We start from the raw sequence: 25,232 nt of genomic DNA, 5'->3' as shown, positions 1-25,232 counted from the left end.
CTCAACGCGAGGCGAGTGCCGCCCGCCGCACTGCGTGGATCGCGTCAGCCGCCCGGACCAGCGCCAGGTGGGAAAACGCCTGGGGGAAGTTTCCGGCCATCCGGTGGTTCCCGGCGTCGTACTCCTCCGACAGCAGGCCGAGCTCGTTGGCGTAGCCGACCAACTGGTCCATGAGGCGCGTGGCATCCTCAAGACGCCCTGTGTGCGCGTACTGTTCCACCAGCCAGAAGGAACAGGCGAGGAACGGATGCTCCCCCGGCGCCAGGCCGTCGATCGCCGATTCGGTGCGGTAGCGGAGCAGCAGCCCGTGCTCGTCCAGCAGCTGCTGCTCCATCCGGGCCACCGTGCCGAGCATCATGGGATCGTTGTACTCGATGAAGCCCACCTGGGGCAGCTGCAGGAGTGACGCGTCCACCAGTGCGCTGCCGTAGAACTGGGTGAAGGAGTTCACCTCGCGGTCGAAGCCCTGCTCGAGGATCTCCTCCCGGAGCTCGTCCCGCAGCTTTTCCCAGCGATCCGCCTCGCCCTTGAGACCATGCTCCCTGACGGCACGCACACCACGGTCGAATGCAGCCCACATCATCACCCGAGAGTGCGTGAAGTACGCCGGCTCACCGCGCATCTCCCAGATGCCATGGTCCTTGCGGTTCAGGTGTTTCTCGAGGAAATTCAGCAGCGCGTGCTGCAGCGGCCAGGAGAACTCGCCCTCCTCCACGCCGCGTTCCCGCAGCTTCTCCAGTGCCACCATCACTTCGCCGACGACGTCCGCCTGGTACTGGCTCACAGCCCCATTCCCGATGCGTACGGGAACCGAGTCGGCATAGCCGGGCAGGTGTCCGAGCACCTTCTCCGGCAGGTGGCGCTCCCCGGCGACTCCGTACATGATCTGCAGGTCCGCGGGGTCGCCGGCGACGGCGCGGAGCAACCAGTTGCGCCAGTCGAAAGCCTCGTCCTGGTACCCGTGCGTCATCATGGCCTCAAGCGTCAGCGCGGCGTCCCGCAGCCAGCAGAACCGGTAGTCCCAGTTACGCTCACCGCCGAAGGCCTCGGGTAGCGACGTGGTGGGCGCAGCGACGATGCCGCCGGTATCTTCGTGGGTCAGCGCACGCAGCACCAGGAGGGAGCGCTTGACGATGGAATCGTATTCGCCCTGCTTCTCGCAGCTCTCGGCCCAGCCCTGCCAGTAGTCAATCGTCGACTGGAGCGTGGCATCGAAGTCCAGGACCGGCGGTTGCGGCCGGTGGGAGGGGTACCACACCAGCTCCAGGTCCACCTTCTCCCCCGCGTTGACCGTGAACTCACCGATATGGCGGTGGTCCGCGGCACGGGGAAGGTGGGTGCCGCGCAGCAGCAGCGCGTCCGGACCTGCCATGGCCAGGATGCCCGGCCCGCCTTCTTCATGGGTGCGCCTCACCCAGGGCAGGACCTCCCCGTAACCGAACCGCACAACCAGCTCCTGGTGCATCGGCACGGAGCCGCTGATGCCCTCGATACGGCGTGCGAGGGAGGCACGCCGGTCATGCAGCGGCATGAAGTCCGTCACGAGAACCTCGCCGGATTCGGTCCGCCACCGGGTCTGCACCACAAAGGTCGAGTCGATGTATTTCCATTCCACGGGGTCGGCAGCACCGGCGTCGTGCGTCGGCGCGATAAGCCAGCGGCCGTGGTTCTCATTTCCGAGAAGCGCCGCAAAAACCGACGGCGAATCAAACCGCGGGTAGCAGAGCCAATCCACGCTTCCGGCCCGGGAGACCAGGGCGCCGGTATGGAGATCGGATATAAGTGCATAGTCCTCAATCGGCATGGCCATGCATTAACTCAATCACAAACGCCCGGAGTCGGGCTCCCCTCCGAGCCTGCGCAGGACGCGGGCAGGCCGGTTTGTGGTGATCTCCTGGACACCGAGGTCACGGAGGAAGTCCACGTCGTCGTCCGTGTCCACTGTCCACACCCGGACGCGCAGCCCGGCGGCAAGCCAGCCGGTCACCCGCTCGGGGTGTGCACGGACGTACTCGATGCCGGGTCCCGCAATTCCCACCGCCCCGCTCGCAATGATGCGCTCGCCCTCATGCAACGCGCGGCGGAGCAGATTCATCACGGCTGCCGCGGTGAGCGGTCCCAGCGTCTCGCGCACATCCTCGGGCTGCACGTCGGCGACAAGCTGGCAAACCACGTCGGCCGGGACCCGTTCCAGCAGATGCCTGACGGAATCGGGGTTGAAGCTCATGAAGCTGATGTGAAGGTTGGCCAGCCGCGACGTCACCGGGTCATAGCCCTCCCTCATGAGGAACGCGATCAGCCGCTCCTCGAGCCTGAGCCCGAAGGGGCTGGGGTGCTTCAGTTCGATTGCGAGTTCCAGCTCCCTCCCGTCCCGCCGGAGGAGGTCCAGCAGGTCCTCGAGACTGAGCAGCTGGTCCGCAATACCGCCGTACTGGGGCGGCACGTTGGCGCCTTTCCACGAGGCGAAGTCGAGTTCGCGCAGCTCGCGCAGCGTGTGGTCCGCCACATCACCGGTCCCGCTCGACGTGCGGTCGAGAGTCGAATCATGGATGCAGACCAGCTGCAGGTCTTCGGTCATGTGGACGTCGCACTCGATGCCGTGCGCGCCTTCCGCGAGCGCCTGGAGGAACGCCGCGCGAGTGTGCTCGGCGTACTGCTGACTCGCACCGCGATGCGCGAAAACCAGGTGTTGTACCGCTCGTTGTTCTGCCACAGGCCCTACGCTAGCGAATGCCCGGCGTGACTGCCCTACCGGCGGCTGGTTAGATGGGAAACTCAGCCATGATGCGGAGGACGAAGTGAGCATTGCGTTGACCGATACGGAGCGCGCGGCGGGTCTGAAGCGGATGAAGGCCGTCGCCACCGGACTGCTGGCGCTCATGGCCGTGATCTTCCTCTTTGCGTTCGCCCTGCAGGATGAGTACCCGTGGCTTCAATATGTCCGCGCTGCGGCGGAGGGCGGCATGGTGGGCGCCCTGGCCGACTGGTTTGCGGTGACTGCCCTGTTCAAATACCCGATGGGGCTCAAGATCCCCCATACGGCGATCATCCCCCGCAAGAAGGACCAGATCGGCGCCTCCCTGGGGCAGTTTGTCGAGGAAAACTTCCTCTCGGAGTCGGTGGTGCAGGAGAAACTGTCCTCCCTCGGGCTCGCGCAGCGCGCAGGTTCCTGGCTGGCCCGCCCCGAGGGGGCTGACCGCGTCGCCGTCGAGGGTGCCGCCCTGATCCGCGGCGCGTTCACTGTCCTGGATGACGACGCCGTCCAGCGGGTCATCGAATCGATGGTGCGCAAGCATGTGGTCGACCCCCCGTGGGGTCCGCCTGTGGGCAGGATGGCCGAGCGGATTTTCGAGGAGGGCCACCACCACCGTCTGGTGGACCTGTTGGTGGACCGCGCGGCCGAGTGGGTGGATGCCAATTACGACGTCGTATCCCGCGTGGTGTCCCAGCGCTCCCCCACGTGGGTGCCCCACTTTGTGGACGGGATGGTAGGGGACAAGGTCTATGTGGAGCTCGCGAAGTTTGTGCGGGCAGTCCAGGCCGACCCGCAGCACGATGTCCGGCTTTCCATCGACAAGTACCTGAAGGACCTCGCCCAGGACCTACAGCATGACCCGGCGGTCATCGCCAAGGCCGAGGAGATCAAGGCCGGGTTCCTGGACGATCCGCGGGTTCACGATGTGGCCGCGCGGGCCTGGTCAACGGTCAAGACGGCACTCCTCGAGGCCGTCAATGACCCCGACAGTGAGCTGACCCGGAACTTCAAGGCAGCCGTCCGCGACTTCGGGCGCCGCCTGACCACCGACGGGGACCTTGCGGGCAGGATCAACCGGTGGATTTCCGACGGCGCCGGATACCTCGTGCGTACCTACCGCAGCGACATTGCCGGCATCATCTCCGAAACCGTGGAGCGCTGGGACGCGGAGGAAACCTCACGCAAGATCGAACTCCAGGTGGGCAAGGACCTCCAGTTCATCCGGATCAACGGCACCGTTGTGGGCTCCCTCGCCGGGCTGGGTATCTTTGCGCTTGCCCACGCCCTGTTCGGCTGAGGCTGAGGCTCAGGCTCAGGCTCAGGCTCAGGCTTCGGCTTCGGCTGAGGCTCAGCCCCAGCCTGGGCTGGGCAGCATGTGAGACCCTCAGGACCCCGTATCCTCCGCCGTAGGGGCCGGAAGCTTCTCGAGTTCAGTCAGCAGTTCGCCGGGAATGACCGTGGGCGGCGGACCGAATGCCTCCCTGGTGGCGTTGATGACGGTACGGCCCATCATGTGGTTGCCCGCTCCACCTACCGCAGCTCCCACCCCGAACGGCAGCGCGCGTCCCAGCAGCGCGCCCCCCTGCCGGGCGAGCATGCGCCGGATGAACCGCTTTCGGATGCTTGCGCCGATACCCCGCACGGCCGAGGATGACATCGATCCGCCCACAACGTTGCCCCAGTGGCGGGTAACCCCGCCCGCGGACGAGCCGATGGTTGCCTGGATCAGTGCAGACCCTTCTTCTCCCATGAGGATGCCCATGATGAGGGTCCGTGCGCGCTCCGGATCGTCAGTGGAGATGCCGTGAAGCTCGGCCACCGACTGCGCATACAGCGCCGTCGCCTCAAGGAAGCCGACGGTCGCAGCGGCCGACAGCCCGAGTGAAACCACCGTCCCGATTGCAGGCACGACGGCGGTGCCTCCTACCGCGGCGCCGGCCGTAGTGATTGCAACAAGGTAATCCCGCTCCAGTTTTGCGTTCAGTTCAGCGGCGGTCGCGGAGGGGTATTTTCTCCGCAGTCTCCGAATGTTTGCAAGAACCAGAGGTCGCTGAATGTCGATAGCCCGTTCCACCACGCGCTGGACACCCGGTTTAGGTTGGCCATGCCGGTCGAATACCGCTCCGCTGGCAAATTTTCCCGCGGGGTTGAAGCGTGCCATTACTGATCCTTCCCTAGGGTTACTCAAGTGTGGCTGGTGCGCACCGAAAAGTCGCGCAAAAAGCCCCGCCGGATGAGACCGACGGGGCGTTTTAGTGCGTCACACCCAATTAGGCGTGCGAGCGATTCTTGGTGATAGCTCCGTAGACGAGGAGGACGATGATCGCTCCGCCGATGGCCAGCAGCCACGAGGAAAGCGAGAAGAACTCATTCACTCCGACACCGAAGAGCAGGTTGCCCAGGAAGCCTCCCAGAAGGGCTCCAACCACGCCGAGAACAAGCGTGATGAGCCAGCCGCCACCCTGGCGTCCGGGCAGAATCATCTTGGCGATGGCGCCCGCAATAAGACCGAGAAGAAGAAATGCGAGGAAATTCATGAAGTGCTCCTTTATCGAATGTTCGATTTCACGGTGCACCGAAGTGCAACTACTTACCACCCTACTTCATCAGTGCGCTTAGTAATAGCTTACGCCCCTGCCAGTGGAACCATTAAACTCCTGCTCCGACAGTTTGCAACCCCCCGTAATCAAAACTTCACCGTTAGGTCGGGATGTGGCCCCGCTGGATAATTTCGCCGCGCCGCCCGAGCCACTCGAACCGGCAGCCAAGTATGCTGATTACATAGCGCGATATTCGCAACCCACCGTGGCTACTGCACTAACCACAAAAACTTCACGGCGGGTCAAATCAAGGAGTAGTTGGCATGAGAATCGGTTCCTCCATCGTCCTGATTGCACTCGGTGCAATCCTGGCCTTCGCCGTCGCAGACAATCTCGTGAACTTCATCGATCTCACCCTGGTGGGCTACATCCTGATGGGAGTGGGCATCCTGGGGCTTATCGTGTCCCTGCTCATGAACGCACCCCGCAGCCAGCGGCGTGTCAGCGAATCCAGGACCGTCCAGGATCCCAACACCGGCGAGCAGATTACCCGCAACGAGACCCGCGATGGCGGCATCTGACCTGTCCGCCTGTTTGGCCGGCGAGTCAGCCGGCCCCACCGTGAAGCCACCTGCATCCCTGCGGGTGGCTTCCTGCTTTAACGCCACAGCGTCAAAAATTGAATTTGGGTTTGACTCCGTTTTTGATTGACAGGCAGACACAAACACAGATAGAGTCACTGAAACACACATTCATGTGATTGCCGTCACCCGTAAGGAGTCCCGTGTTCGCCGAAGAACGCTACAACAGGATCGCCACGCTGGTTGCGTCCGAGGGGCGGGTCACGGTCGCACAGCTCGCCGCCCGTTTCAACATCACCAAGGAGACAGTCCGCCGCGACCTGGCACTCCTGGAGAAGGACGGGCTTCTGCGCCGCGTCCATGGTGGCGCGGTCCCGGCGGCGAGCGCCAGCACCAGTGAGCTCAGCCTGACCAGCCGCGAGGGACGCAACCAGGCCGAGAAGGCGCGCATCGCCAAGGCGGCGCTGGGGATGGTTCCAGCTGAGGGCTCCATAGTGCTCGACGGCGGCACCACCACCGGTTACCTGGCGGGGCTCCTCGCGCAGGAAGCCGTTGACCAGCTGCTCATCATCACCCATTCGGTGCCGGTAGCCCACACCCTGATCGGTTCATCGCTGCAGGTTGAGTTCATCGGCGGCCGCGTCCGCAGCCTCACCAGTGTGTGCGTGGGCAGCGGCACGGTGGCGCGGTACAGCGGATTCCGGCCGGACGTCGTTTTCATTGGAACCAACGGAGTGCACCCGGAATTCGGGCTCAGCACCCCAGACCCTGAGGAGGCCTCCGTGAAGGCTGCAATCGTTCAATCAGCACGCCGCGTCGTCGTTCTGGCGGACGCGTCGAAACTGGACGCGCAGACGCTCGTCGGTTTCGCCGGACTCACCGAGATCGACGCGCTCATCACCGACGCCCAGCCCGAACCGGCGCTCGCGCGGGCACTGGCGGATGCCGATGTAGAGCTGGTGATCGCATGATCATCACCCTGACCGCCAATCCCAGCCTCGACCGCACCATCGAGCTTGCCGCTCCCCTTGCCCGCGGCGCAGTTCAGCGCGCAACGGCCAACCGCCAGGAATCCGGCGGCAAGGGCGTCAATGTGTGCCGCGCTCTGTCGGCGGGCGGCGCGGACACCCTCGCCATCCTGCCCGGCCATGACAATGACCCGGTGCTTGTGGGCCTTCAGGCCGCCGGCGTGCCGTACCGCAACCTGCCCATTGCAGCGGCACTGCGCAGCAATGTGACCATCACGGAACCCGACGGCACCACCACCAAGATCAACGAGCCCGGCCCCGCGCTGAACCGGCAGGAAGCCGACGCACTCATCGATCTGGTGGTACACCTGTCCGACGGCGCCCGATGGCTGGTGCTCGCGGGGTCCCTACCGCCGGGACTTGAGTCCGATTTCTACGCCGCAGTGGTGCGCGCGGTCAGGACGCGGCATGGCGACCGGGCACCACTGATCGCCCTTGATGCCTCCGAGGCTGCGTTGATTGCCGCCATTGAGGGCGGCGCCGCTCCTGATCTGCTCAAGCCGAACGCAGAGGAGCTCTCCCAGCTCACCGGACTCGGTGCAGGAGACAGCCTGGAAGACGAACAGGAACTCGCCGTGGAGGCCGCCACCCGGTTACTCGGCCGCGGCGTCGGCGCCGTGCTTGCGACCCTCGGGTCCAAGGGCGCCCTGCTGGTCACCGCGGAGGGTGCCTGGCATGCCCAGCACCCACCCATCACTGCCATCTCGACCGTCGGCGCGGGAGACTCCGCGCTGGCCGGCTACCTTCTGGCGCATACCGGCGGCGCCGGCGCCCCCGACTGCCTTCGCCAGGCGGTGGCCCACGGTTCGGCCGCGGCCTCCCTGCCGGGATCCACCGTGCCCGCCATGCACCAGACCACGCCCGACGCCGTCACGGTACGGGCGCTCACCCCAGCCAACACGTCCCCCAACCACCCATAACCCCCAAAGGAATTCCGATGTCCGCAATGATTACGCCAGAACTTGTCGTCCTCGACAAGTCGCTGGGCAATGACCGCGCCGGCGTTATCCGCCGGCTCGCCGAGCTGGTGGTGGCGCAGGGCCGTGCCGACCAGGTGGAAGGGCTGTTCGCTGACGCCCTGGCCCGCGAGGAGAAGACGGCCACCGGAATTCCCGGTGGAATCGCCATCCCGCATTGCCGGTCCACCGCCGTCCTTGAGCCGACGCTCGCCATGGCCCGCCTCGAACCGAAGGTCGATTTCGGTGCCAAGGACGGCCCGGCAGACCTGGTGTTCTTCATCGCAGCCCCGGAGGGCGCGGACCAGCAGCATCTCAAGCTCCTGTCGAAGCTCGCCCGCTCCCTGATCAAGAAGGACTTCACCGCAGCGCTGCGCGCCGCTTCCTCCGAGCAGGAGATCGTGGCCCTCGTGGAGGAAGCGCTCGACGCCGGGCCCGCGAAGAAGGAAGGCGGCGCCACCTCGGTGAACCCGGAGTCTGCCGACCCCGGTACCACCACGCCGCCGGTCGCAGCGCGCACCAAGCGCCTGATCGCCGTGACCGCCTGCCCCACCGGGATCGCCCATACCTATATGGCCGCGGACTCCCTGGTTGCCGCCGCCAAGGAGCGCGGCATCGACCTCCAGGTGGAGACGCAGGGATCCTCCGCATCCACTCCCCTGGACCCCTCCGTGATCGCCGCTGCCGACGCCGTCATCTTTGCCGTCGACGTCGACGTTCGCGACAAGCACCGGTTCGCCGGCAAGCCGGTCATCAACGCTCCCGTGAAGCGCGGCATCGACGAGCCCGGCGTCATGGTGGAGGAAGCGCTCGCCGCCGCCGACAACCCGAATGCCCGCCGTGTGGCCGACTCCTCGACACCCGGAACGCACGACGACGAGTCCGGCAGTGAAAGCATCGGCGGCCAGCTCAAGCGCGCGCTGCTCACGGGCGTCAGCTACATGATCCCGTTCGTTGCCGGCGGCGGCCTCCTCATTGCCCTCGGCTTCCTGCTCGGCGGGTATGACATCACCGGGTTTGCTGATGACATGGTGGTCAACAACAGCCTGTGGAACCTGCCCACGGAATTCCCGGAAACAGCCTCGGGTGCCCTCGGTGCCTACCTCGGAGCGGTGCTCTTCAAGATCGGCGCCCTGTCAATGGGCTTCCTGGTTCCGGCCCTTGCGGGCTACATTGCCTACGCGCTCGCTGACCGGCCGGGCATCGCACCGGGCTTCGTTGCCGGCGCGGTGGCAGGTTTCATGGGCGCCGGGTTCCTCGGGGCGATCGTCGGCGGCCTGCTCGCCGGGTACGTGGCCATGAAGATCGGCAAACTGTCGGTACCCCGCTGGCTGCGCGGCCTCATGCCGGTGGTCATCATCCCGCTGGTCGCCTCCATTGTGGCTTCCGGTCTCATGATCCTGATCCTGGGCGGCCCGATTGCCGGCCTGACCGTGGCACTGAACGACTGGCTGTCCGGCCTCACCGGTGCCGGTGCACTGCTCCTCGGGGTTATCCTCGGCCTGATGATGGCCATCGACCTCGGCGGCCCCATCAACAAGGTGGCCTACGCCTTCGCCGTCGCCGGCCTCGGTGCCGGCACCGTCGCCAACCAGGCGCCATGGCAGATCATGGCCGCGGTCATGGCCGCAGGCATGGTTCCCCCGCTGGCCATGGCGCTGGCAACGGTGATCGACCGACGCCGTTTCTCCCTCGCCGAGCGCGAGAACGGCAAGGCTGCCTGGCTCCTGGGATCCGCCTTCATCTCCGAGGGTGCAATCCCCTTCGCGGCAGCGGATCCGCTGCGGGTCATCCCCGCAGGAATGCTGGGTTCGGCGGTAACCGGCGCCATCATCATGGGAACCGGAGTGACATCGCAGGCCCCCCACGGAGGAATCTTTGTATTCTTCGCGATCGGCAATGTCGTTATGTTTGTTGTAGCGATCCTCGTAGGCATGGTCATCTCGGCCCTGGCGGTGGTGGCCCTCAAGCGGTTCGCTGTCCGCAAGCCGGTACCGGCTGCCGCTTCCGAGTCGGTTGCCGCCTAGTCCCAAGCTGAGGAGTTGGACCATTGAACACGTTTACAGGCGTAGGAGTGAGCCCCGGCAGGGTCATCGGACCGGTACGGCAAATGCCGCGCCCGGTAGCGGAGCCCCCAGCCGGGGAGAAATGGTCCAGCACCACGGTTGATGAGGAAACGGCACGGTTGAAGGCCGCCGCCAAGAGCGTGCAGGCCGAGCTGCGGAAGCGCGGCGACTCGGCCACCGGAGACGCCAGGGCAGTCCTGGAAGCCACCGCCATGATGGCAGCGGATCCCATGCTCCTGAAATCCTCCAATACCCTCATCGTCGCCGGCATCTCCGCCGAACGGGCAGTCTGGGAGGCGGGGGCGCAGGTGGCGGACATGCTGAGGGGCCTGGGCGGTTACATGGCCGAGCGCACCCAGGACGTCCTGGACGTCCGTTCGCGGATCGTCGCCGAACTGCGCGGCCTGCCGGCCCCCGGTATTCCTGCGGCCGACCGCCCCTTTGTTCTCGCGGCGGAGGATCTGGCACCGGCGGATACCGCAACGCTTGACCCGGAAGTGGTTCTTGCGTTGATCACCTCCTCCGGCGGCCCCCAGTCCCACACCGCCATCCTGGCGCGGGCACTCGGTCTCCCCGCCGTCGTGGCCGCCCGCGGCGTGGACGAGATCAAGGACGGCACCGAGGTGTTTGTCGACGGCGCCGCGGGAACCGTACTCACCGGGCCGGGGGACGTGGAACGGACGGCATCGGCCATCTGGGCGGAGCAGGCGCGTTCGCTTGGCGCCTACAACGGCACCTGTACGACGTCGGACGGTCACCGTGTGCCGCTGCTCGCCAACGTGGGTGGAGGTTCCGACGCCCGGAAGGCGGCGGAAGCAGGGGCCGAGGGTGTTGGCCTGCTCCGCACCGAGTTCTGTTTCCTGGACCGGGATACGGAGCCGACAGTCGCCGAACAGTCCGCGGCGTACCGGGAAGTTTTCGATGCATTCCCCCACGGAAAGGTGGTGGTGCGCACCCTCGACGCCGGCGCGGACAAGCCCCTCCCCTTCCTGACGGACGCCACCGAACCCAATCCCGCACTCGGCGTCCGCGGTTACCGCACGGAACTTGTGACTCCCGGCGTGGTGGACCGCCAGCTGAAGGCGATCGCCGAGGCGTCCGACGGCGCAACCACCGACATCTGGGTCATGGCACCGATGATTTCCACTGCAGAGGAGGCGCGGCGCTTCGCTGAGTCCTGCGCTGCAGCCGGGCTGCAGACACCCGGGGTAATGGTTGAGGTTCCCTCTGCTGCTCTCACCGCACGGACCATCCTGCAGCGGGTGGATTTTGTGTCCATCGGCACCAATGACCTCACCCAGTACGTGATGGCCGCGGACCGTCAGCTCGGCCCGTTGGCCGCCCTCAACGACCCGTGGCAGCCGGCTGTCCTTCAGCTGATCCGGAGTACGGTGGCCGGTGCCGGTGCCGCCCGCAGTGAGGCCGGCCCCGACGGCGCGGATGCCGGGCGGAAGTCAGTCGGCGTCTGTGGTGAGGCGGCCGCGGATCCGGCCCTCGCCGTCGTTCTGGTAGGCCTGGGGGTCGACTCACTGTCGATGAGTTCACGGGCGCTGGCCGCTGTGGCGGCAGTGATCGGCTCGGTGTCAACAGCAGAAGCCAGGGAACTGGCTGAGCGCGCGCTGGCCGCGCCGACGGCCCTGGAGGCACGCGCAGCGGTGCGGGCCGGTTTACCCATCCTCGAGACCCTGGGCCTGTAGGCTCGCACAAAAGCAACGGAAGGAAGATCATGATCGAACGCAAAGCAACCGTAGCCAGCCGGGTGGGGCTCCACGCCCGGCCTGCAGCCATTTTCGCCGAAGCGGCGGGGGAACTGCCCGTTGAGGTGACCATTGCCCTTGAGGGCAGCCCGGCGGACGAAGCGATGGATGCTTCGAGCATCCTTTCGCTGATGAGCCTGGGAGCCGAGCACGGTGACGTGGTGGTACTCCGGTCAGAGGACGACGGCGCGGATGAGGCTCTTGACTCGCTGGTTCGCATCCTCGAAACAGACCACGACGCCTGACAGCACGCTGCCGGCGGGCTAGCCCGTCCCGGAAATCGAAATAGGTGCGTCCACCCGTTCTAATGGACGCACCTATTGCTGTGTAAACCCGGTGACCCCCCACGGTCGCCGGGAGTTACATAATCATAATTTTGACACACCATGATGAAAACGTGAACAGTGTTTGCGATATTGGTCGGAATAATCTTTCAAAGGGACTAACCGCACCTTCAGAAGCGCCGCTGCTCGCCCGCGAGAAAGTTGGCAGAGCCGTCCTTCGCCGACCGTCTCCGGGACAGCCAGATCAGGGTGATACCAGTCGTCACCAGGACAATCGCGCCGAACGGGAGGTAGACATCAGCGGCCCCCGTCCTGATGCCCGTGAGCTTGAGGGCCATGTGTGCCAGGACCATCACAAAGCCGACTGCCATCATCCCCGCCGCCAGACGATGCAAACCGCGGGCGGTCGTGTCCAGGGCGTTCGCTGCTGCCGGACCCAGCAGGCAGGCGCCCACGTAGGCCGGATAGATCCGGCCAAGGTGGGCGTACCAGTGCACGGTTGTCTGGTCAGCGTAGGCGCGCAGGCCGGTCGAGGATTCGGGGAGGTCGCTCAACACGAACAGGATCACGGTGGCCACCACAGTGAAGCCAAGAACCGAGATCCCCACCGGTCCACGGATAAGGGCCTGGGCGCGCCGGGACCCGAAGGCTGCGGCCCCGCGTAGGCCGAGCAGCAGCATGATGGCATACAGGCTGAAGCGGATCAGGAGGTTTGCGACGTTCACGCCACCGAGGAGGCCGTCAACAACAAGGTAGATCGGTGGAAGGCTCAGCGCCACCGCGAGCACGAAAAGCACCAGCACCACGAACATGCACCGGCCCTTGCCGCGAACGGCGTCGGGCATTCTGGCGGCAGCAAAGATGACGCAGATGGCCAGCGCAATCCATTGAATCAGTGTTCCGCTGCTCATCCGAGGTTCTCCCATAGTGTCTGGTCACGCGTACTGTCCTGCTCCTGCTTGCGCAGGCGTTTCCCAAGCCCGTCCAACCGGTCACGCGCCAGCAGGATCAGCTCCGAATCGGGCAGGCCGCTCAACACCTGCTCGCGGCCGGTGCCTGCCCAGTCAGCCTCTTCTGGGGTGAGCAGGCCGGTAACCACCAGGCCGTTCGCAAGGGATACCCCGGACACCCGGGCCACCTCCACGCACAACTGCGTGCTCAGCCGGCCGGCGCTGAGCTGTGCAGAGAGGTTCTGGGGCGCGATGCCGGTCCTCGTGGTGAGCGCCTGGCGCAGCTCCCCGCGGTCGACGGCGTCGAACCAGGCGCGGACCGAGTACCTGTGTGGGAGAGGTTCAAGCTGAAAACTGATCGGGCAGCCGACACAGTCGGTGTCCTCACTGCGTCCCAGGATCAGGCGCAACAGGTCCATCGAGGACACCTGGCTCAGGTATTCCTCCGGCGTGGGCGGAATCAGGCCGTCCGTAAGGTCACGGTAACCCTCGAACTCACTCAGTGCCTCTACGGGAGGAATTCCGTAGGCGCGGGCTATGCTGACCACAGTTTCCACGGACACTTTCCCGCGAACAAGCTGCTGGGCGAGGGTGGACCGCTTGATGTCGGCCTTGCGGCAGAGGTCGGAAACCGTTGCTTCAGGGGCTATCCGGGAACGCCACAGCTGAAACGCCTTAGCTGTGACTGTCATCATCACCCTTCGGTGGATTTCGACTGGACTTTTAACCCCTCCCGTGCATTATAGTTATGGAACTGGCTCCCCATTCTGCGATTCCCCCATACGCAGAACGCGGAGCCAGTTTCACGTTAACGCCCTCTGTGGACGCCGTCCCTCACCAGCGCACCTTCTTCTCGGGCTTTCCCTGCTTGCTGCTGGCGTGGATGGATTTGTTCCTGCCGGTGCTGTGTGCGCTGTCCAGTTCCCCGAAGGCGGGGTTCTTTCGCGCCAGCGCTTCCCGGGCCCGCGGATCATCGGCCAGTTTCTTCGCTGCTGCCTCTGTGACCTGAACGTTCAGGGGCTGTTGGTTGTCTTGCTGCGGCATGACTCTCCTTCAATGGCTGTGACCGGCGGGCTCCCTCACCGCCAGAATCCGTAAAGTCACGGCGTCAGCGCCTGCTGGGCCGCTCTGGATCTGTGGGTTCCGACGAGGCTTCTGCTGCACAGTCAGTTTTCCGGCTGTCCGGTGCGCAGGAGAGGAGGGAACAAGCATGGAGGCAAATGCCTCGACACGGTCTTTTGGGTGGGTGTTCCTGTATGCGGGACGGGCACGGCCGCCAGCGACGCAACTACTCGAAAATTATTGTTCCCATGGCGGTCAGGCTACACGAGCCTCAGATGCCTGACCAGAGTCCTGCCTGCCCAGCTCGTGCCGGAGGGCTTGGAGCGCCTAGTTTCTCCTGCTGTCCGAAGGGGAGGCGACGTCGACGTCGACATACACCAGGCGGTGGTCGCTCGTGGGGAACGGGTAGACCCCCGTCAATTCCGAACCGGGTGTACCGGCACGCGGCCAGAAAATACCCGAGCCCCGGACTTTGAGCGTTTTAGAGGGGAGCGCGTAATCCACACGGAGGTTGCCGGCGGCGGCATCCTCGAAGTCGGCTGTGTCCAGAGCTGGATCACCGCGGTGTTCCAGGTTGATTCTGCCCTGAAGGACCGACGCTTCAGCCGCACCCTCCGCGGCGGGCAGCGGATCCCGGACCTCCCTCAGTTCGAGGAGCTGACTGATCGACCCGTCGCGTGATTCCCCGTCAGCGGGGTCGCTGTTGAGATCGCCCAGCACCACAAAGTCGGCACGCCGGTCGAGACCGCCGCGGGTGCCGCCGTCGTCGTAAATGTAGCGGGCGTCCTGCCCGCCTCGGATGTAGTCCGCCCAGAACCGGATCTCGTCGCTGTTCCGGCGGCCGTTGCGGTCCTCGTCGGTGTCGAACACGGGCGGAGTGGGGTGGCTCGCGAGAACGTGCACGGTGGAACCGTCAATAGTGACCGGCACGTCCCAGTGGGATTTGCTGGAGAGGCGGACTGCAGCCAGCTCCTCATCGGTGAACCAGTCGCCGGGCCTGGCGGTTGCCGGATTGTCGGGCAGGAGTGCCCCCGGCATGTCCTTCCACAGGAAGTTCTGGAAAGTACGGACGTTCCGGGTGTCGATGGGGTATTTGGAGTACAGCACCATCCCGTACTGTCCCTCGAACTGGCCGAATCCCAGCGCGTCATCGGCGCCGCCGACAGTGCCGTCATTGTTCAGGTCCATCCCGCTGGGGATACCGGTGTTGGACGGAGCCGTGTAGACGTACGGGTACTGGACGGGAACCTTGCCGTTCTGGCTGACCTCGAGGTAGTTGGTCCGGAAGAGATCAGCGGCCTTGTGGCCGGCGTCGTAATCGAATTCGTTGAGCAGCACCACGTCAGGGGCGCTGATCTGGATGACCTCCGCGATTTTTTGCGCCTGCGCGTCATCCCCGGTGCTCAGGTCCGCAACCAGCGCTCCCTCGGTCGACCGGTTCAGGCTCGCGTTATAGGTCGCGAAGCGCACCTGCTGTTTGCGCTCGGCCTGCGCCGAGGTGCCGGACTTCGCGTCGGCCGCAGCGGCAGCTCCGGGCGCAGCGAGCCCGGCCGACGTGAGCGCGAGTGCTCCGGCGGCGAGGACGGCGAGCGCCCTGTGCTGGAAGGTGCGTGCTGGACTCATCGACTTTCCCCTTCGATCCTGAGTGACCAGCCCAGCCTAACGGTCCTCCCTGTGAGCGGTCGAACGGGCCCCGGCCGCCTGCTCGGCCGCCTCGAACGCAGCCTCCAGTTCGGCGACGGCTGACTCGTAACCGGACGCACCGCCGTCGTCGGCCGTCTCGGCCTGCTCACGCAGGACGGCAGCCCTCCGCATCGCGCGCACCAGTTGCGCAGTTTCGGCCTGCCTGAGGTCAGTCATGGCCGGGTAATCGATGGCGACCGCCGGGTCCAGCTCGTAACTCACCCACCGCTGCAGCACGGATTCGTGGCGGGCACGCAAGGCTGCCCACTCCCTTTCCACCATCTGACGACGACGGCGGGCGCCCCGCTCCTGCTCACCGCGCCACACCCAGCCGGCGGCCATCCCGATGCCCAGCAGGCCGGTGAGACCCGTGACCGCCGCTGTCTCCGGAATCACCACCATGGCTCCGGTCATTGCGCCCAGACAGGCGAAGCCTCCGGTGAAACCGGTCCAGAAGATGCCGTCGCGGTCCTGATCGCGCTCCAGCCCCCGTGAGACAGCGACCGCCGTCAGAGCGATGAGCGCACAGATGACGACGACGGCGAGCGCCGTCTGGACGGGTATCGCCAACAGGGTGGTCATCGGAATTCCCTTCGGCATCTTCGGTGCCGCTGTACTGAAAGTCTCTTTCCCTTCCAGTACAGGCTTCCTGCCGGCCGGAGTCAATGGCTGTTGCCATAAGGCAACGTTGCCCTGTGCGATCAAGGGATATACCCCGACACAGAGCATCCCCGCCGATGGTTCGACGGGGATGCTCTGCTACATGTGGTGGACCTTCGTAGAGAGTTTGAGAACCCCTGCCCGGCCTTGAAGACCCTCATTTCACGGCGGTCTCGTGGGGTCTTTCGGAGTTCGCGTCGCTCGTCCGGACCGGCCGTGAGGGACGCCCGGGGGCGGATGGTGCGGTCAATTGGGATGACTCAAACCCTTCTCCGCCCGGTTCAGGTTGATGAATTGGTGGGCTTGTATGAGGCGGGAGCGACGCTAGCTCAGCTGGGCCGTCAGTTCGGCGTCGACCGCCGCACCGTCGCAGCGCACCTGGTTCGCCGCGCGGTTCCGATTCGTCAGGACGGGCTCGATGGGCTTCTCGTTGCCGAGGCAGCCGCTCTCTACGAGTCGGGTCTCACGCTGTTGCAGGTCGGAATGCGGTTCGGCGTGAGCCAGCAGACCGTGCGACGGTCCATCGCCGCAGAGGGAGTCACGATCCGGCCCAGTGGCCGGCGCCCGCAGAGCACCCGAGTGGCTGCCGAAGCAAGCGAGTCGGCCGGGGTGAAGAGTCACTCGATTGGGATCTCGACCGGGACGTGGAGTGTGTTCGCGACCGGCGTGTAAAGGTCCACGCCGGTGGCGTCGGTCTTGAGCGATATGACCAGCGCGTATCGCACCGCTCGGTCGATGCGGTCGCGGTTCTTGGTGTTCTTCCACCAGCCGCCGACGGGGTATACGGCCACCTTTCCGGTGTCGGCAAGTTCCGCGCCGGACGTTTCCCAAAGGTCTTGATGCAGGGAGCCATACAGGCGCTGGTTGGCACCGACCAGCCAGGACACTTGTCCGGCTGCGGGGCGACCGCCGGACTCCTCGGTACGGGCTTCATGGTTGACTCGTTGTACGAACTGCGCCTCAGACTCAAGTGGGTCTTGCAGTTCGAATCGGAGCCCATGTGACGCGTACTTGTACCGCTGGCGCCAGCCTCGCCGGGACGCTGTGGGTTCGATGAAGTAGGAAAGAGTGACTCGCAGGGTCACCGAAGTCGAGCCCAGGTCTTGCAGTACCTCACGTGGCCACGGAAGGTCGTGCAGCCGGAACGATGGGGCTTTGAAGTCGTCCCCCTCGAAGGGCACGAACTCGTCTTGCACGACGAGCGTGACGGCTCGACCGGAGGAGAACAGGACTCGTTCCTCGGTCGGCACGCCCCACCCGTAGCGGCGGAGCAGCATCTGCTGAGCTTGAAGCCCGCTGCGCCGTGCCTGGTCGATCTCTTGGCGCATGGTCGGTGTCCACTCGGCGGCGTGAACGAGGAGCGCACGTACAGTCTCGGGCCAGTATTCAGGATAGGTCGCCATGACGAGCGCGGCGAGCCGCGCGGCTTGCGCGGTCGCTGCGCTGGTGGCGTTGGCCGATGCCAGCGCCTGGTCGGTGGCGTAACCGGTGGTTCGCAGGGACAGTACCGGGTGGTTGGGCTCGAACATGGAGCTTCCGTCGTGGAGCACGTTGCCGCCCTCCATGACGATGTCTGGCTTGATCGGCCAGGGCCGGTTGCCGAACGGCAGCGAGGTGCGGCTGTGCGGCGAGAGGTCGCCGCTCCGTGCGAGGGCCGACCAGCCCGCGTAGGCGGGGTCGGTTGGCACGGTATCCAGACCGGTGTAGGCACCGACGGTGAGTGCGTTCCATGCTTGTCCGGGATCGCGAACAGCCGCGGTATCGGACTCTGCGAGGTGGTCAGCGACGTAGGTGCCGGTGACGTTGCCTGCGGACACCATCAGCAGGCGTGCCGCGTCGTTGTCCGGCGGAGCCAGCAGACGGAGTTCGTCTCGGTCGCTGACGACGCTGGCGCCGGCGGCCAGAGCGTCGACGGTGGCCGACCACAAGGTGGGTTGACCGGGTTTGCCGGGAGTGTCGGTGGTGGTGCTGACCGGCATGCAGAACACGCGACGCCGTGCTGCGGCGATTTCTGGCAGCGACACCGCCTGCACGGTGACGTCTCCATAGACACGGGGATCGTGCTGTTTCTCGGTTCCCGTTGGGAGGATGCGAACCGATTCGAGTCGGTGACGCAACGTGACGGTGTCTGATCCGAGGAGGTGGCGGTCCATCGTGTCGCCCAGCAGTGCGAGCCCGGCCATCTTGGTGCCGTGACCGTCGCGGTCGTACCCGCTGACTCCGAGGACGGTGTGCAGGTCTTGGGGTGCGAGGGAGCCCTCGATGAGGACATGATTCCTGGCGACGCCGGTGTCGAGGTGGCAGACAGCGGGTTGGAGTTCATCGGCGGGCTCCAACCGTTTGGCCAGGTCGTCGGCGTACTCAGCCTGCTCCTCGGAGGTGAGGTCTTCGATTGAGTCGATGAACTCCGGGCGTCGTATCTCGGCGAGCGGGATCGCGGTGAACGGGAGAACCTCAAGTTGTGCCCAGGTCGCCTCGACCCACATGACGTCGCGGTCCACCAGCCGGAGGAGACGCTGCGAGACAGTCAGCCCTGAGACCTCGGCGAAGCGTCGCATGAGATCGGGCCCGTCAGCGCTGGGGCGCAGCCACACTTCCCACCATGACGTCGTGCCTTTTGACGGGCTGCCATCGGATTGCCACAGGTCGGCCAGGACCGTGGCGCGGATGCGCGCGATGTTGGCGACGAGTTCATTGTTTCGTGGCTTGCCCTTCGGTGACTCCTTCGCCAGGTAGTCCTCGAAGAGCTGAAGGAACCGCGGACGATAGTCGTCGCTGACCCACACGGTTGCCCGCTCGGGGGTGCCCGCGGCTTTGTCCGCGGGCAGTACGGAGAGCAGCAGCCACTTCGGCCGTCTGCGGTTCGGGGCGCGATGCGTCGTGAACTGCTGGAGGGTGTCGAGCTTCAGCGGGTAGGCCGGGTCTTGGCCTTCCAGTGTGATGATGGTGCCGAGGGCGCGGAGTTCGGCCTCGGTGAACTGGTCCTCTCGTGCCTGGTCGATACTGGAGAACGCCGCCTGCAACTCGCTCAGACGCCCACCACCGTGTCCGGCGCGGTCCTCGACGGGCTGGATCTTCGGGTCAGGTCCACCCCGGCGACGGAACTCCTCGTCTGCTGCTCGATTTTCTACAAGAAGGTGGCTGAGGTGTTCGTGTCCCTCAGCCACCGCTCGCCGCCTGCCGCGAACGCAGCGCTTCGCGGATATTGTCTGCGGTCACGCGCGCGCCGCCGGCGAGGATGACGCTCTTGGCGGCGGACTCAGCGGCTCGTACCAGGTCGGCGTGGGAAAGCTCGGTCATCTCGTCGGCCAGCGTCGCCCAACGGAGTCCTTTGGCGAGCGAGCCGAGTCTTACGCGCATTACAGCTGCGGCCTGTTTCGCATCCGGTAGGGAGTAGTTGAGCACCATGTCAAAGCGACGGAACAGTGCCTTGTCCAGGATCGAACGGTGGTTGGTTGCCGCGACGACGAGGCTCTCGGTGGAGCTATTCTCCAGGAACACCAGGAATGAGTTGAGGATCCGGCGTGCTTCACCGACGTCGTTTCCCGCGCGGTCGCCGCCGAGTGCGTCAAATTCATCGAACAGGTACACGCCACGTTGCGCCGCGACTGCGTCGAAGATCACCCGCAGTTTGCTCGCGGTCTCGCCCATGAACTTGCTCATCAGGCTGTCGAGCCTGATCGTCAGCAGAGGCAGCGACAACTCGTGCGCGAGCACTGCGGCGGTCATGGTCTTGCCTGTGCCCGGGGGCCCCTCGAAGAGGAGGCGGTGAGCCGGCTCGAACCCGTGATCCAGGAGCTGTTTGCGTTGGCGCTGCTCGCTCAAGACGCGGCGTACCTGTGCGGCGAGTTCCTCGGGCAGGACGAGTTCTTTCAGCCCGACCGCGGGGTGGGAGGCGACCACCAGGTCGGAGAGGTCGCCTCGCGGTTGAGCGATGGAGGTGACCTTCTTCGGGCGCTCGACCCGGGAGTTGTCGACGGCCGCCTTAAGGTCGGCCGCGAGACGGTGATGGCCCTGTCGCGCGGCTTGCGCCGCGACTTGCAGCGCAACGGAGTAGAAAGCGTCGTCGTCGCCGCTTCCGTGACTACGAACGAGCGCCTTGAAGTGCTCCCCAGAGCCTGCCATCACTCACCTCCCACCGTGCGTCGCCTGTGCTCCATAGTCTACGGTGGACGACCGTCAAAGCATCGCCCATCCGGTCGCCGCCGGCCACGCGGGTGCTCGACGCTAAGACGGCGCCGCGCAAGCAGGTGGTGCCCGGTCGAGTCCCGCGTGCACTGGATGAGTTCAGCAGAGCGCGTCCAGCGAAGTCCGGCGCTCCGCATCGGCGGCCTGCGCGGCGTCCGGCGATCGCTTCCTAGGAGAGCGCTGAATTACTGACTATTCGAGGGGCCCGTTCGGATGCTGGGCGTCGGGACCGGAGCTTTGAGCGCACCGGAGCTACTGCCTGGTGCCCTGATCGTGAGCGCAGGAATTGCGGGGCTGCGAGGGGCGATGTTTGTCTACTCTCGCATTATGGCGGTTATTGGTCGGACAAGCGACGGTCGCAGCTCCCACCAAGAGGCGTTCGAGAATCTAAACCTCGCGTCACTTTTCTCAGAGGTGTTGCAAATATTTCTGACCGCCCCAAGCCGATGGGCGTTTGCCATGGACGGATTCCCAAGCAAGGTCATGTGGCTTCAAAACGAATTGCACCTTGTCGACGTCATGGACAGCTCAGGGTACCGGCGCCTGAGACGAGCGGGCCGCTATTTGAGATAGTTGCGGAAATTCACCAAGGGAGCGCTCTCTGGTGGTAGTCAGCACTAACCCCTCTTTGAGGGTGGTTATTTGGCGGCGCCGGTCGATCGCTCGAGGCGTGTGCCAGGAGGAATCTTCGGCGTTCTTAGCCATCTGTCACTAAATTTCCACCAGCTGAGTAACGCCTAACGAGCACGCCCCCCGGAAACGCTGCGTTTCCAAGGGTCTCTTGTGGACCTCAGTAGAGAGTTTGAGAACCTCTCCCCGCAAGCGAAAACCTTGGCCAGGCGGCGGTCTCACGGGGCATACCAACGCGACCATCGCCCGTCTGAGCCCTCGATTCGGGACTGCGGGGACCCTCGGTCCGCTCCATTGGGATGGCTCAACAAACCTTTCTCGATGCCACTCAGGTGGATGAGCTGGTAATGAGGTACGTCTCAGGCAAGACCATGCGGGGGTTGCCGAGCACTTCAGCGTGCACCGCACCACGGTGGCGGTCCACCTCCGTCGCCGGTCGGTTCCCGCACGTCGGTGCAAGGTGACCGACCAGCAGGTCGCCGAGATCGGCGTGCTCTACGAGCAGGGGTTCACTCTGGCGGAGATCGAAGCGCGTTTCAATGTGGGCCAGGACACCGCACGCCGGGCAAGCACCCGTCGTGCGCGCACGCGTGACTATCTGGATAGGCAGGAACGTCCTCGACGACTTGCTGGAGGAAGCAGCCAGGTGTGCGCCTCTGGAAACCGGCGGAGTGCTCCTTGGGTGGCGCACCGAGGACGCGGTGTGCATCACAAATATGGTCGGACCCGGGCCGGATGCCCGTCACGCCCGAGACTCATTTTCACCCGACGCCACGTGGCAGTCCGACCAGATAGCGCTCCTCTACGCGCGCTCCGGTCGCCGCCTTGCTTACCTCGGAGACTGGCATACCCACCCTGGTGCGGTGCCCGTACCTAGCTCACGGGACAGAGGAACGTTGCGAGCCATAGCCCGGCATGTGCCAGCTCGCTGCCCGGAGCCGATCATGATAATCCTTGGCCAACCTAGGGACGAGAAATGGGTGGTAGCCGGTCACACCATCAGGCGTGACTGGTGGGCGAGGTCACTCCGTACGCTTCAGGTTCCCCTGCGGACGGCCACCGATCTAGAAGGATGGGACTGACTCTCCCCGTGATGCCAAGATCGAATGCCGCTCTGCCGCCATTTGCTTTGCAAGCGTCCGAGCGTTGCCTCCCACGGATGTCAGTGGGATAGACCAGAATGGTGATCATGCCTCATTCAGCCCTGCCTGCCCTCGTCGACACGGCTGAGCTTCGCAAGGCTCGTGGAGCTTTTTTTACCCCTGGAACCATCACTGAATTTATCGCCGAATGGGCCATTCGAGATGCAGATGATCTTGTCCTCGAACCCTCGACGGGGGACGCTGCTTTTTTGGTTAGCGCAGTCGAGCGCCTGCGGCAGCTGGATGGCAGACCGGCGATTTCACCTCGGGTGGATGGCGTGGAAATTCATCCTCACAGTGCCCGAGTTGCGCACTGCCGGGTGAAGGAAGCAGGAGGAACCGCGAAGATCACAATCAGTGATTTCTTCCATGTTGATCCCCGCCCCGACTATTCGGCGGTAATTGGCAATCCTCCATATATTCGGTATCAGGACTTCACCGGTGAGTCGCGTTCCCGCTCGCGGAAAGCCGCGCTGAAAGTTGGTGTTTCCCTCACGGCGTTAGCTTCAAGTTGGGCTGCCTTTACTGTCCATTCCGCGTTGTTCCTGAAACCGGGTGGCCGCATGGGTCTTGTCCTTCCGGCGGAATTGTTGAGTGTGAACTACGCGTCTGCCGTCAGACAGTTCCTGTTCGACAGGTTCCGCAGCGTTGAGTTAGTTCTGTTCAGGGAGCAAGTTTTTCTTGACGCAGAGGCTGACGTCGTTCTCCTCCTGGCCGATGGTTTCGGGGAGGGCCCGACGGATCACGCCACTATTCATCAAGCCCAGAATGCCGCCGCTCTCGCATGCATGGATGTACCACTCACGTGGAAGCCACAGGACCCCGCAGGGAAATGGACCGGTCTTCTGGTCGCGCCCGACGCGATCGAGCCTCTTCGTACCCTAAAAGCTTCGGGCGATTTCACGCACCTTGAGGCTTGGGGGGACACCACCCTCGGCATGGTCACCGGCAATAACAACTTCTTCGCCCTGTCCCCCGCGAGGGTAAGCGAACTTGGGCTCTCTCGTAAGGAGCTGGTTCGGCTTTCACCGCCCGGCAGCTCACATTTACGAGGGTTGGAGCTCTCTACGGCGAAAATGGCTGCTCTCGGTCGGGCAGGACAAGCGACATGGCTATTCCGCCCCTCAGGCAGCCTCTCAAGCGCTGCCGAAGCGTATATCGAATCCGGGCATCGGGCAGGAGTTGATCAGGCGTACAAGTGCCGAGTCCGAAAGCCATGGTACAAAGTTCCACTTGTGCGAGCAGCCGATCTTCTCTTGACGTGCATGAACGCTGATACAGCGAGGTTGACGACGAATAGCGCCGGTGCTCATCATCTGAACTCCGTCCATGGGGTCTACCTCACCGATGAGCTCAAGGAACTGGGGCGTGATCTTCTACCCTTGGCTAGCTTGAACTCCGTAACGTTGCTCAACGCGGAAATGGTGGGACGCTCCTCCGGAGGCGGGATCCTCAAACTAGAACCGCGGGAGGCAGATGTGTGGGCAATGCCCTCCCCCAGACTAGTCATGTCCCGGGCTGAGCAACTCAGGGATATTAAGAGCCAAGTAGGGACGCTTCTCCAGCAAGGCAAGCTCGCTCAGGCTGTTGAGCTAGTGGATTGTGTGCTCCTCACCGACCCGGGTGTCCTCGACGTCCAAGCATTGCAGAGCGTCCGCGAGGCACACAGAAGCATGACCGATCGGCGTGTAACAAGGGGGCGAAGTGGCCGCTGAGCCTTCGACAAAGGCCAAAGCCTGGGCAATGTTCGACCGGATCGTCGTCGATGCCGCTCCCGACGGAATCCACACAAATCCCTGGGCACATGATGACTCCGGGAAGCTAACATTCCACCCCGACTACCCCACCCTCAAACGCCTTTTGGGTGTCCCCCTTTACCTGCAGGCCGAGACCACCACGGGCGTTCCGGCGCTTGCCCTGGACGTGTGGCTCTCGTACGAGCTGCGGCGTGCCGGCTTCGATGAGAACGCTGTGTGGCCAAGAGCAACTGCGCCGCGCATTCTTCCTAGCCCCATCGTCAGCCTGTTGGAGAAGGTAACTGTGAAGGAGCGGGAGGCGTTGTGGAAACGGCTTCGTGCTACAACGCCGCCAGCAGGTGCGGCAGCGTCCAGTGCAAGCATCTTGGGAAAGAACTATCTCAAACAGGTCGACGTGGTCATGTCTAACTGGATCGCTGGACCGGAACTGCTGATCAGCACGAAAAGGATGGACTCAAGCTTCGGCAAGAACGCAGCTAACCGGGTAGAAGAATCCTACGGCGACGCGAAGAATCTGCGTCTACGGCACCCGCTGGCAGCTTTGGGCTTCGTGTACGGGCTCAGGTCAACGATATTCCAGGAGGCTCCCGACAAAGCCGAATGGCTCATCGACCTGCTACAGAAACTCGGCAGGGAAGATGATGCCTACCACGCTGTTTCACTAATCATCATCGAATATGGAGAACACCTCGCCGTCGCCAGCGGCACAGACGACCCCGGGGATGGCGAAGACCCTCTGGCTGAAGCCGGCCTCACTCTCCCCAGCGAGGACGAAAACCTAGAGGAACCAGTAGCCGGATCTGAGGTCGAGACAGCACTGGCCAATCTGCCTCCTGTAAATCTCCAACTGCCCCTACGTGTCAGGCTGGAGCGGTACCACGGTGACAGAGCAAGTCAGCTTAATCGCGTGGGGCGAGAACCAGGAAACCGATCATTATGTCTAATCTAGTTTTGGCCAAGGTAGGCCAAGATGGATCCATGAGTAGTTCCGGACCGCGTGCCGGTGGCCCGACCCCTCGAAGGTCTTTTACCCCAGCGCAGAAGCTTGAGTTTTTAGCGCAGTACGAGGATGCCTGCACCCGTCAGGAGGGCGGTGCGTTCCTGCGTGAGCATGGGCTGTATTCCTCTCAGATCGCTGAGTGGCGCAAGCTGCGTGATGGCGGTGTCCTGGCTGGCAAGAAAGCCGGGGAGAC

The 25,232-nt window shown here is 64.4% G+C and carries 22 protein-coding genes and 1 pseudogene; 12 read left to right on the top strand and 11 right to left on the bottom strand.

What is annotated here, in order from left to right; translation table 11 throughout:
* Nucleotide 1: 1 nt before the first annotated feature.
* Nucleotides 2–1,810: a glycoside hydrolase family 15 protein gene (locus BLS52_RS14385; RefSeq protein ID WP_090587627.1), complete on the bottom strand. Its 1,809-nt coding sequence runs from the start codon at nt 1,808–1,810 to the stop codon at nt 2–4.
* Nucleotides 1,811–1,822: 12 nt separating this feature from the next.
* The gene (locus BLS52_RS14380; protein WP_026544788.1) at nt 1,823–2,713 is read right to left on the bottom strand and encodes a glycerophosphodiester phosphodiesterase family protein; all 891 of its coding nucleotides are present in this window, start codon (nt 2,711–2,713) and stop codon (nt 1,823–1,825) included.
* 133 nt (nt 2,714–2,846) lie between these two features.
* Between BLS52_RS14380 and BLS52_RS14375 the strand changes: the two genes are divergently transcribed.
* Entirely contained in the window at nt 2,847–4,052 is a 1,206-nt protein-coding gene (locus BLS52_RS14375) for a DUF445 domain-containing protein (protein ID WP_026544789.1), read from the top strand.
* 87 nt (nt 4,053–4,139) lie between these two features.
* Here BLS52_RS14375 and BLS52_RS14370 read toward each other — a convergent pair whose 3' ends face one another.
* Together BLS52_RS14370 and BLS52_RS14365 are read right to left on the bottom strand one after the other, a co-directional pair.
* The gene (locus tag BLS52_RS14370) at nt 4,140–4,916 is read right to left on the bottom strand and encodes a hypothetical protein (RefSeq protein WP_090587624.1); all 777 of its coding nucleotides are present in this window, start codon (nt 4,914–4,916) and stop codon (nt 4,140–4,142) included.
* A 109-nt stretch (nt 4,917–5,025) separates the two neighbouring features.
* The gene (locus BLS52_RS14365) at nt 5,026–5,292 is read right to left on the bottom strand and encodes a GlsB/YeaQ/YmgE family stress response membrane protein (protein ID WP_026544790.1); all 267 of its coding nucleotides are present in this window, start codon (nt 5,290–5,292) and stop codon (nt 5,026–5,028) included.
* A gap of 326 nt (nt 5,293–5,618) precedes the next feature.
* Here BLS52_RS14365 and BLS52_RS14360 point away from each other — a divergent pair, with 326 nt between their 5' ends.
* From BLS52_RS14360 to BLS52_RS14335, 6 genes are all read left to right on the top strand, one after another.
* Nucleotides 5,619–5,876, top strand: a complete 258-nt coding sequence (locus BLS52_RS14360) for a DUF6458 family protein (protein ID WP_026544791.1) — start codon at nt 5,619–5,621, stop codon at nt 5,874–5,876.
* A gap of 203 nt (nt 5,877–6,079) precedes the next feature.
* Nucleotides 6,080–6,847: a DeoR/GlpR family DNA-binding transcription regulator gene (locus BLS52_RS14355; protein ID WP_026544792.1), complete on the top strand. Its 768-nt coding sequence runs from the start codon at nt 6,080–6,082 to the stop codon at nt 6,845–6,847.
* Nucleotides 6,844–7,824: a 1-phosphofructokinase family hexose kinase gene (locus tag BLS52_RS14350; RefSeq protein ID WP_090587623.1), complete on the top strand. Its 981-nt coding sequence runs from the start codon at nt 6,844–6,846 to the stop codon at nt 7,822–7,824. Before BLS52_RS14355 ends, BLS52_RS14350 begins: the two co-directional genes overlap by 4 nt.
* A gap of 17 nt (nt 7,825–7,841) precedes the next feature.
* Complete coding sequence (locus tag BLS52_RS14345) at nt 7,842–9,887, top strand: PTS fructose transporter subunit IIABC (RefSeq protein WP_090587621.1); 2,046 nt, start codon at nt 7,842–7,844, stop codon at nt 9,885–9,887.
* Between the two features lie 23 nt (nt 9,888–9,910).
* Nucleotides 9,911–11,623 carry a phosphoenolpyruvate--protein phosphotransferase gene (gene ptsP, locus BLS52_RS14340; protein ID WP_090587620.1) on the top strand — a complete coding sequence of 571 codons (1,713 nt, stop codon included), beginning with the start codon at nt 9,911–9,913 and terminating at the stop codon, nt 11,621–11,623.
* A 29-nt stretch (nt 11,624–11,652) separates the two neighbouring features.
* Nucleotides 11,653–11,928, top strand: a complete 276-nt coding sequence (locus BLS52_RS14335; RefSeq protein ID WP_026544795.1) for an HPr family phosphocarrier protein — start codon at nt 11,653–11,655, stop codon at nt 11,926–11,928.
* A gap of 209 nt (nt 11,929–12,137) precedes the next feature.
* Here the strand turns inward: BLS52_RS14335 and BLS52_RS14330 are convergent, their stop codons facing one another.
* From BLS52_RS14330 to BLS52_RS14310, 5 genes are all read right to left on the bottom strand, one after another.
* The gene (locus tag BLS52_RS14330; RefSeq protein WP_051470592.1) at nt 12,138–12,878 is read right to left on the bottom strand and encodes a hypothetical protein; all 741 of its coding nucleotides are present in this window, start codon (nt 12,876–12,878) and stop codon (nt 12,138–12,140) included.
* Nucleotides 12,875–13,609 (bottom strand): helix-turn-helix domain-containing protein, encoded by a 735-nt coding sequence (locus BLS52_RS14325; RefSeq protein ID WP_090587665.1) that lies wholly within the window; start codon nt 13,607–13,609, stop codon nt 12,875–12,877. The genes BLS52_RS14330 and BLS52_RS14325 overlap by 4 nt, the downstream gene beginning before the upstream one ends.
* A gap of 142 nt (nt 13,610–13,751) precedes the next feature.
* Nucleotides 13,752–13,961 carry a hypothetical protein gene (locus BLS52_RS14320; protein ID WP_090587618.1) on the bottom strand — a complete coding sequence of 70 codons (210 nt, stop codon included), beginning with the start codon at nt 13,959–13,961 and terminating at the stop codon, nt 13,752–13,754.
* Between the two features lie 345 nt (nt 13,962–14,306).
* A complete protein-coding gene (locus BLS52_RS14315; RefSeq protein ID WP_090587616.1) occupies nt 14,307–15,602 on the bottom strand; it encodes an endonuclease/exonuclease/phosphatase family protein in 1,296 nt (431 codons plus the stop codon).
* Nucleotides 15,603–15,638: 36 nt separating this feature from the next.
* Nucleotides 15,639–16,244, bottom strand: coding sequence for a hypothetical protein (locus tag BLS52_RS14310; RefSeq protein ID WP_090587615.1), 606 nt, complete (start codon nt 16,242–16,244; stop codon nt 15,639–15,641).
* 333 nt (nt 16,245–16,577) lie between these two features.
* Between BLS52_RS14310 and BLS52_RS14305 the strand changes: the two genes are divergently transcribed.
* The gene (locus tag BLS52_RS14305) at nt 16,578–16,994 is read left to right on the top strand and encodes a helix-turn-helix domain-containing protein (protein WP_245702883.1); all 417 of its coding nucleotides are present in this window, start codon (nt 16,578–16,580) and stop codon (nt 16,992–16,994) included.
* On the opposite strand, the gene BLS52_RS14300 is transcribed toward BLS52_RS14305, so the two are convergent.
* Both BLS52_RS14300 and BLS52_RS14295 read right to left on the bottom strand, forming a co-directional pair.
* Entirely contained in the window at nt 16,940–19,489 is a 2,550-nt protein-coding gene (locus tag BLS52_RS14300; RefSeq protein ID WP_090587613.1) for a S8 family peptidase, read from the bottom strand. The two genes, BLS52_RS14305 and BLS52_RS14300, sit on opposite strands and share 55 nt — an antisense overlap.
* Nucleotides 19,482–20,447 (bottom strand): AAA family ATPase, encoded by a 966-nt coding sequence (locus BLS52_RS14295; protein WP_090587612.1) that lies wholly within the window; start codon nt 20,445–20,447, stop codon nt 19,482–19,484. Before BLS52_RS14295 ends, BLS52_RS14300 begins: the two co-directional genes overlap by 8 nt.
* A gap of 1,232 nt (nt 20,448–21,679) precedes the next feature.
* Between BLS52_RS14295 and BLS52_RS19150 the strand changes: the two genes are divergently transcribed.
* The 4 genes and pseudogenes from BLS52_RS19150 to BLS52_RS18345 all read left to right on the top strand — a co-directional run.
* Nucleotides 21,680–22,222: a Mov34/MPN/PAD-1 family protein gene (locus BLS52_RS19150; RefSeq protein ID WP_090587609.1), complete on the top strand. Its 543-nt coding sequence runs from the start codon at nt 21,680–21,682 to the stop codon at nt 22,220–22,222.
* Between the two features lie 107 nt (nt 22,223–22,329).
* Nucleotides 22,330–23,997, top strand: a complete 1,668-nt coding sequence (locus BLS52_RS14280) for an N-6 DNA methylase (protein ID WP_090587663.1) — start codon at nt 22,330–22,332, stop codon at nt 23,995–23,997.
* Complete coding sequence (locus tag BLS52_RS14275) at nt 23,987–24,988, top strand: hypothetical protein (protein ID WP_217636767.1); 1,002 nt, start codon at nt 23,987–23,989, stop codon at nt 24,986–24,988. The genes BLS52_RS14280 and BLS52_RS14275 overlap by 11 nt, the downstream gene beginning before the upstream one ends.
* A 29-nt stretch (nt 24,989–25,017) precedes the next feature.
* Nucleotides 25,018–25,232: pseudogene (locus tag BLS52_RS18345) on the top strand (IS3-like element ISAar46 family transposase); the annotation flags it as partial.

The organism is Arthrobacter subterraneus (assembly GCF_900099735.1).
Taxonomy (GTDB): Bacteria; Actinomycetota; Actinomycetes; order Actinomycetales; family Micrococcaceae; genus Arthrobacter_D; species Arthrobacter_D subterraneus.
This window is presented reverse-complemented; position numbering and strand designations above follow the sequence as displayed.

Excerpts from the sequence above, each read along its gene's own strand:
- BLS52_RS14385 (WP_090587627.1), bottom strand. The coding sequence starts at position 1,810 with ATGGCCATGCCGATTGAGGACTATGCACTTATATCCGATCTCCATACC.
- BLS52_RS14375 (WP_026544789.1), top strand. The coding sequence starts at position 2,847 with ATGAAGGCCGTCGCCACCGGACTGCTGGCGCTCATGGCCGTGATCTTC.
- BLS52_RS14370 (WP_090587624.1), bottom strand. The coding sequence starts at position 4,916 with ATGGCACGCTTCAACCCCGCGGGAAAATTTGCCAGCGGAGCGGTATTC.
- BLS52_RS14365 (WP_026544790.1), bottom strand. The coding sequence starts at position 5,292 with ATGAATTTCCTCGCATTTCTTCTTCTCGGTCTTATTGCGGGCGCCATC.
- BLS52_RS14360 (WP_026544791.1), top strand. The coding sequence starts at position 5,619 with ATGAGAATCGGTTCCTCCATCGTCCTGATTGCACTCGGTGCAATCCTG.
- BLS52_RS14350 (WP_090587623.1), top strand. The coding sequence starts at position 6,844 with ATGATCATCACCCTGACCGCCAATCCCAGCCTCGACCGCACCATCGAG.
- BLS52_RS14345 (WP_090587621.1), top strand. The coding sequence starts at position 7,842 with ATGTCCGCAATGATTACGCCAGAACTTGTCGTCCTCGACAAGTCGCTG.
- BLS52_RS14335 (WP_026544795.1), top strand. The coding sequence starts at position 11,653 with ATGATCGAACGCAAAGCAACCGTAGCCAGCCGGGTGGGGCTCCACGCC.
- BLS52_RS14330 (WP_051470592.1), bottom strand. The coding sequence starts at position 12,878 with ATGAGCAGCGGAACACTGATTCAATGGATTGCGCTGGCCATCTGCGTC.
- BLS52_RS14325 (WP_090587665.1), bottom strand. The coding sequence starts at position 13,609 with ATGACAGTCACAGCTAAGGCGTTTCAGCTGTGGCGTTCCCGGATAGCC.
- BLS52_RS14320 (WP_090587618.1), bottom strand. The coding sequence starts at position 13,961 with ATGCCGCAGCAAGACAACCAACAGCCCCTGAACGTTCAGGTCACAGAG.
- BLS52_RS14315 (WP_090587616.1), bottom strand. The coding sequence starts at position 15,602 with ATGAGTCCAGCACGCACCTTCCAGCACAGGGCGCTCGCCGTCCTCGCC.
- BLS52_RS14310 (WP_090587615.1), bottom strand. The coding sequence starts at position 16,244 with ATGACCACCCTGTTGGCGATACCCGTCCAGACGGCGCTCGCCGTCGTC.
- BLS52_RS14305 (WP_245702883.1), top strand. The coding sequence starts at position 16,578 with ATGACTCAAACCCTTCTCCGCCCGGTTCAGGTTGATGAATTGGTGGGC.
- BLS52_RS14295 (WP_090587612.1), bottom strand. The coding sequence starts at position 20,447 with ATGGCAGGCTCTGGGGAGCACTTCAAGGCGCTCGTTCGTAGTCACGGA.
- BLS52_RS19150 (WP_090587609.1), top strand. The coding sequence starts at position 21,680 with ATGTGGGCCAGGACACCGCACGCCGGGCAAGCACCCGTCGTGCGCGCA.
- BLS52_RS14280 (WP_090587663.1), top strand. The coding sequence starts at position 22,330 with ATGCCTCATTCAGCCCTGCCTGCCCTCGTCGACACGGCTGAGCTTCGC.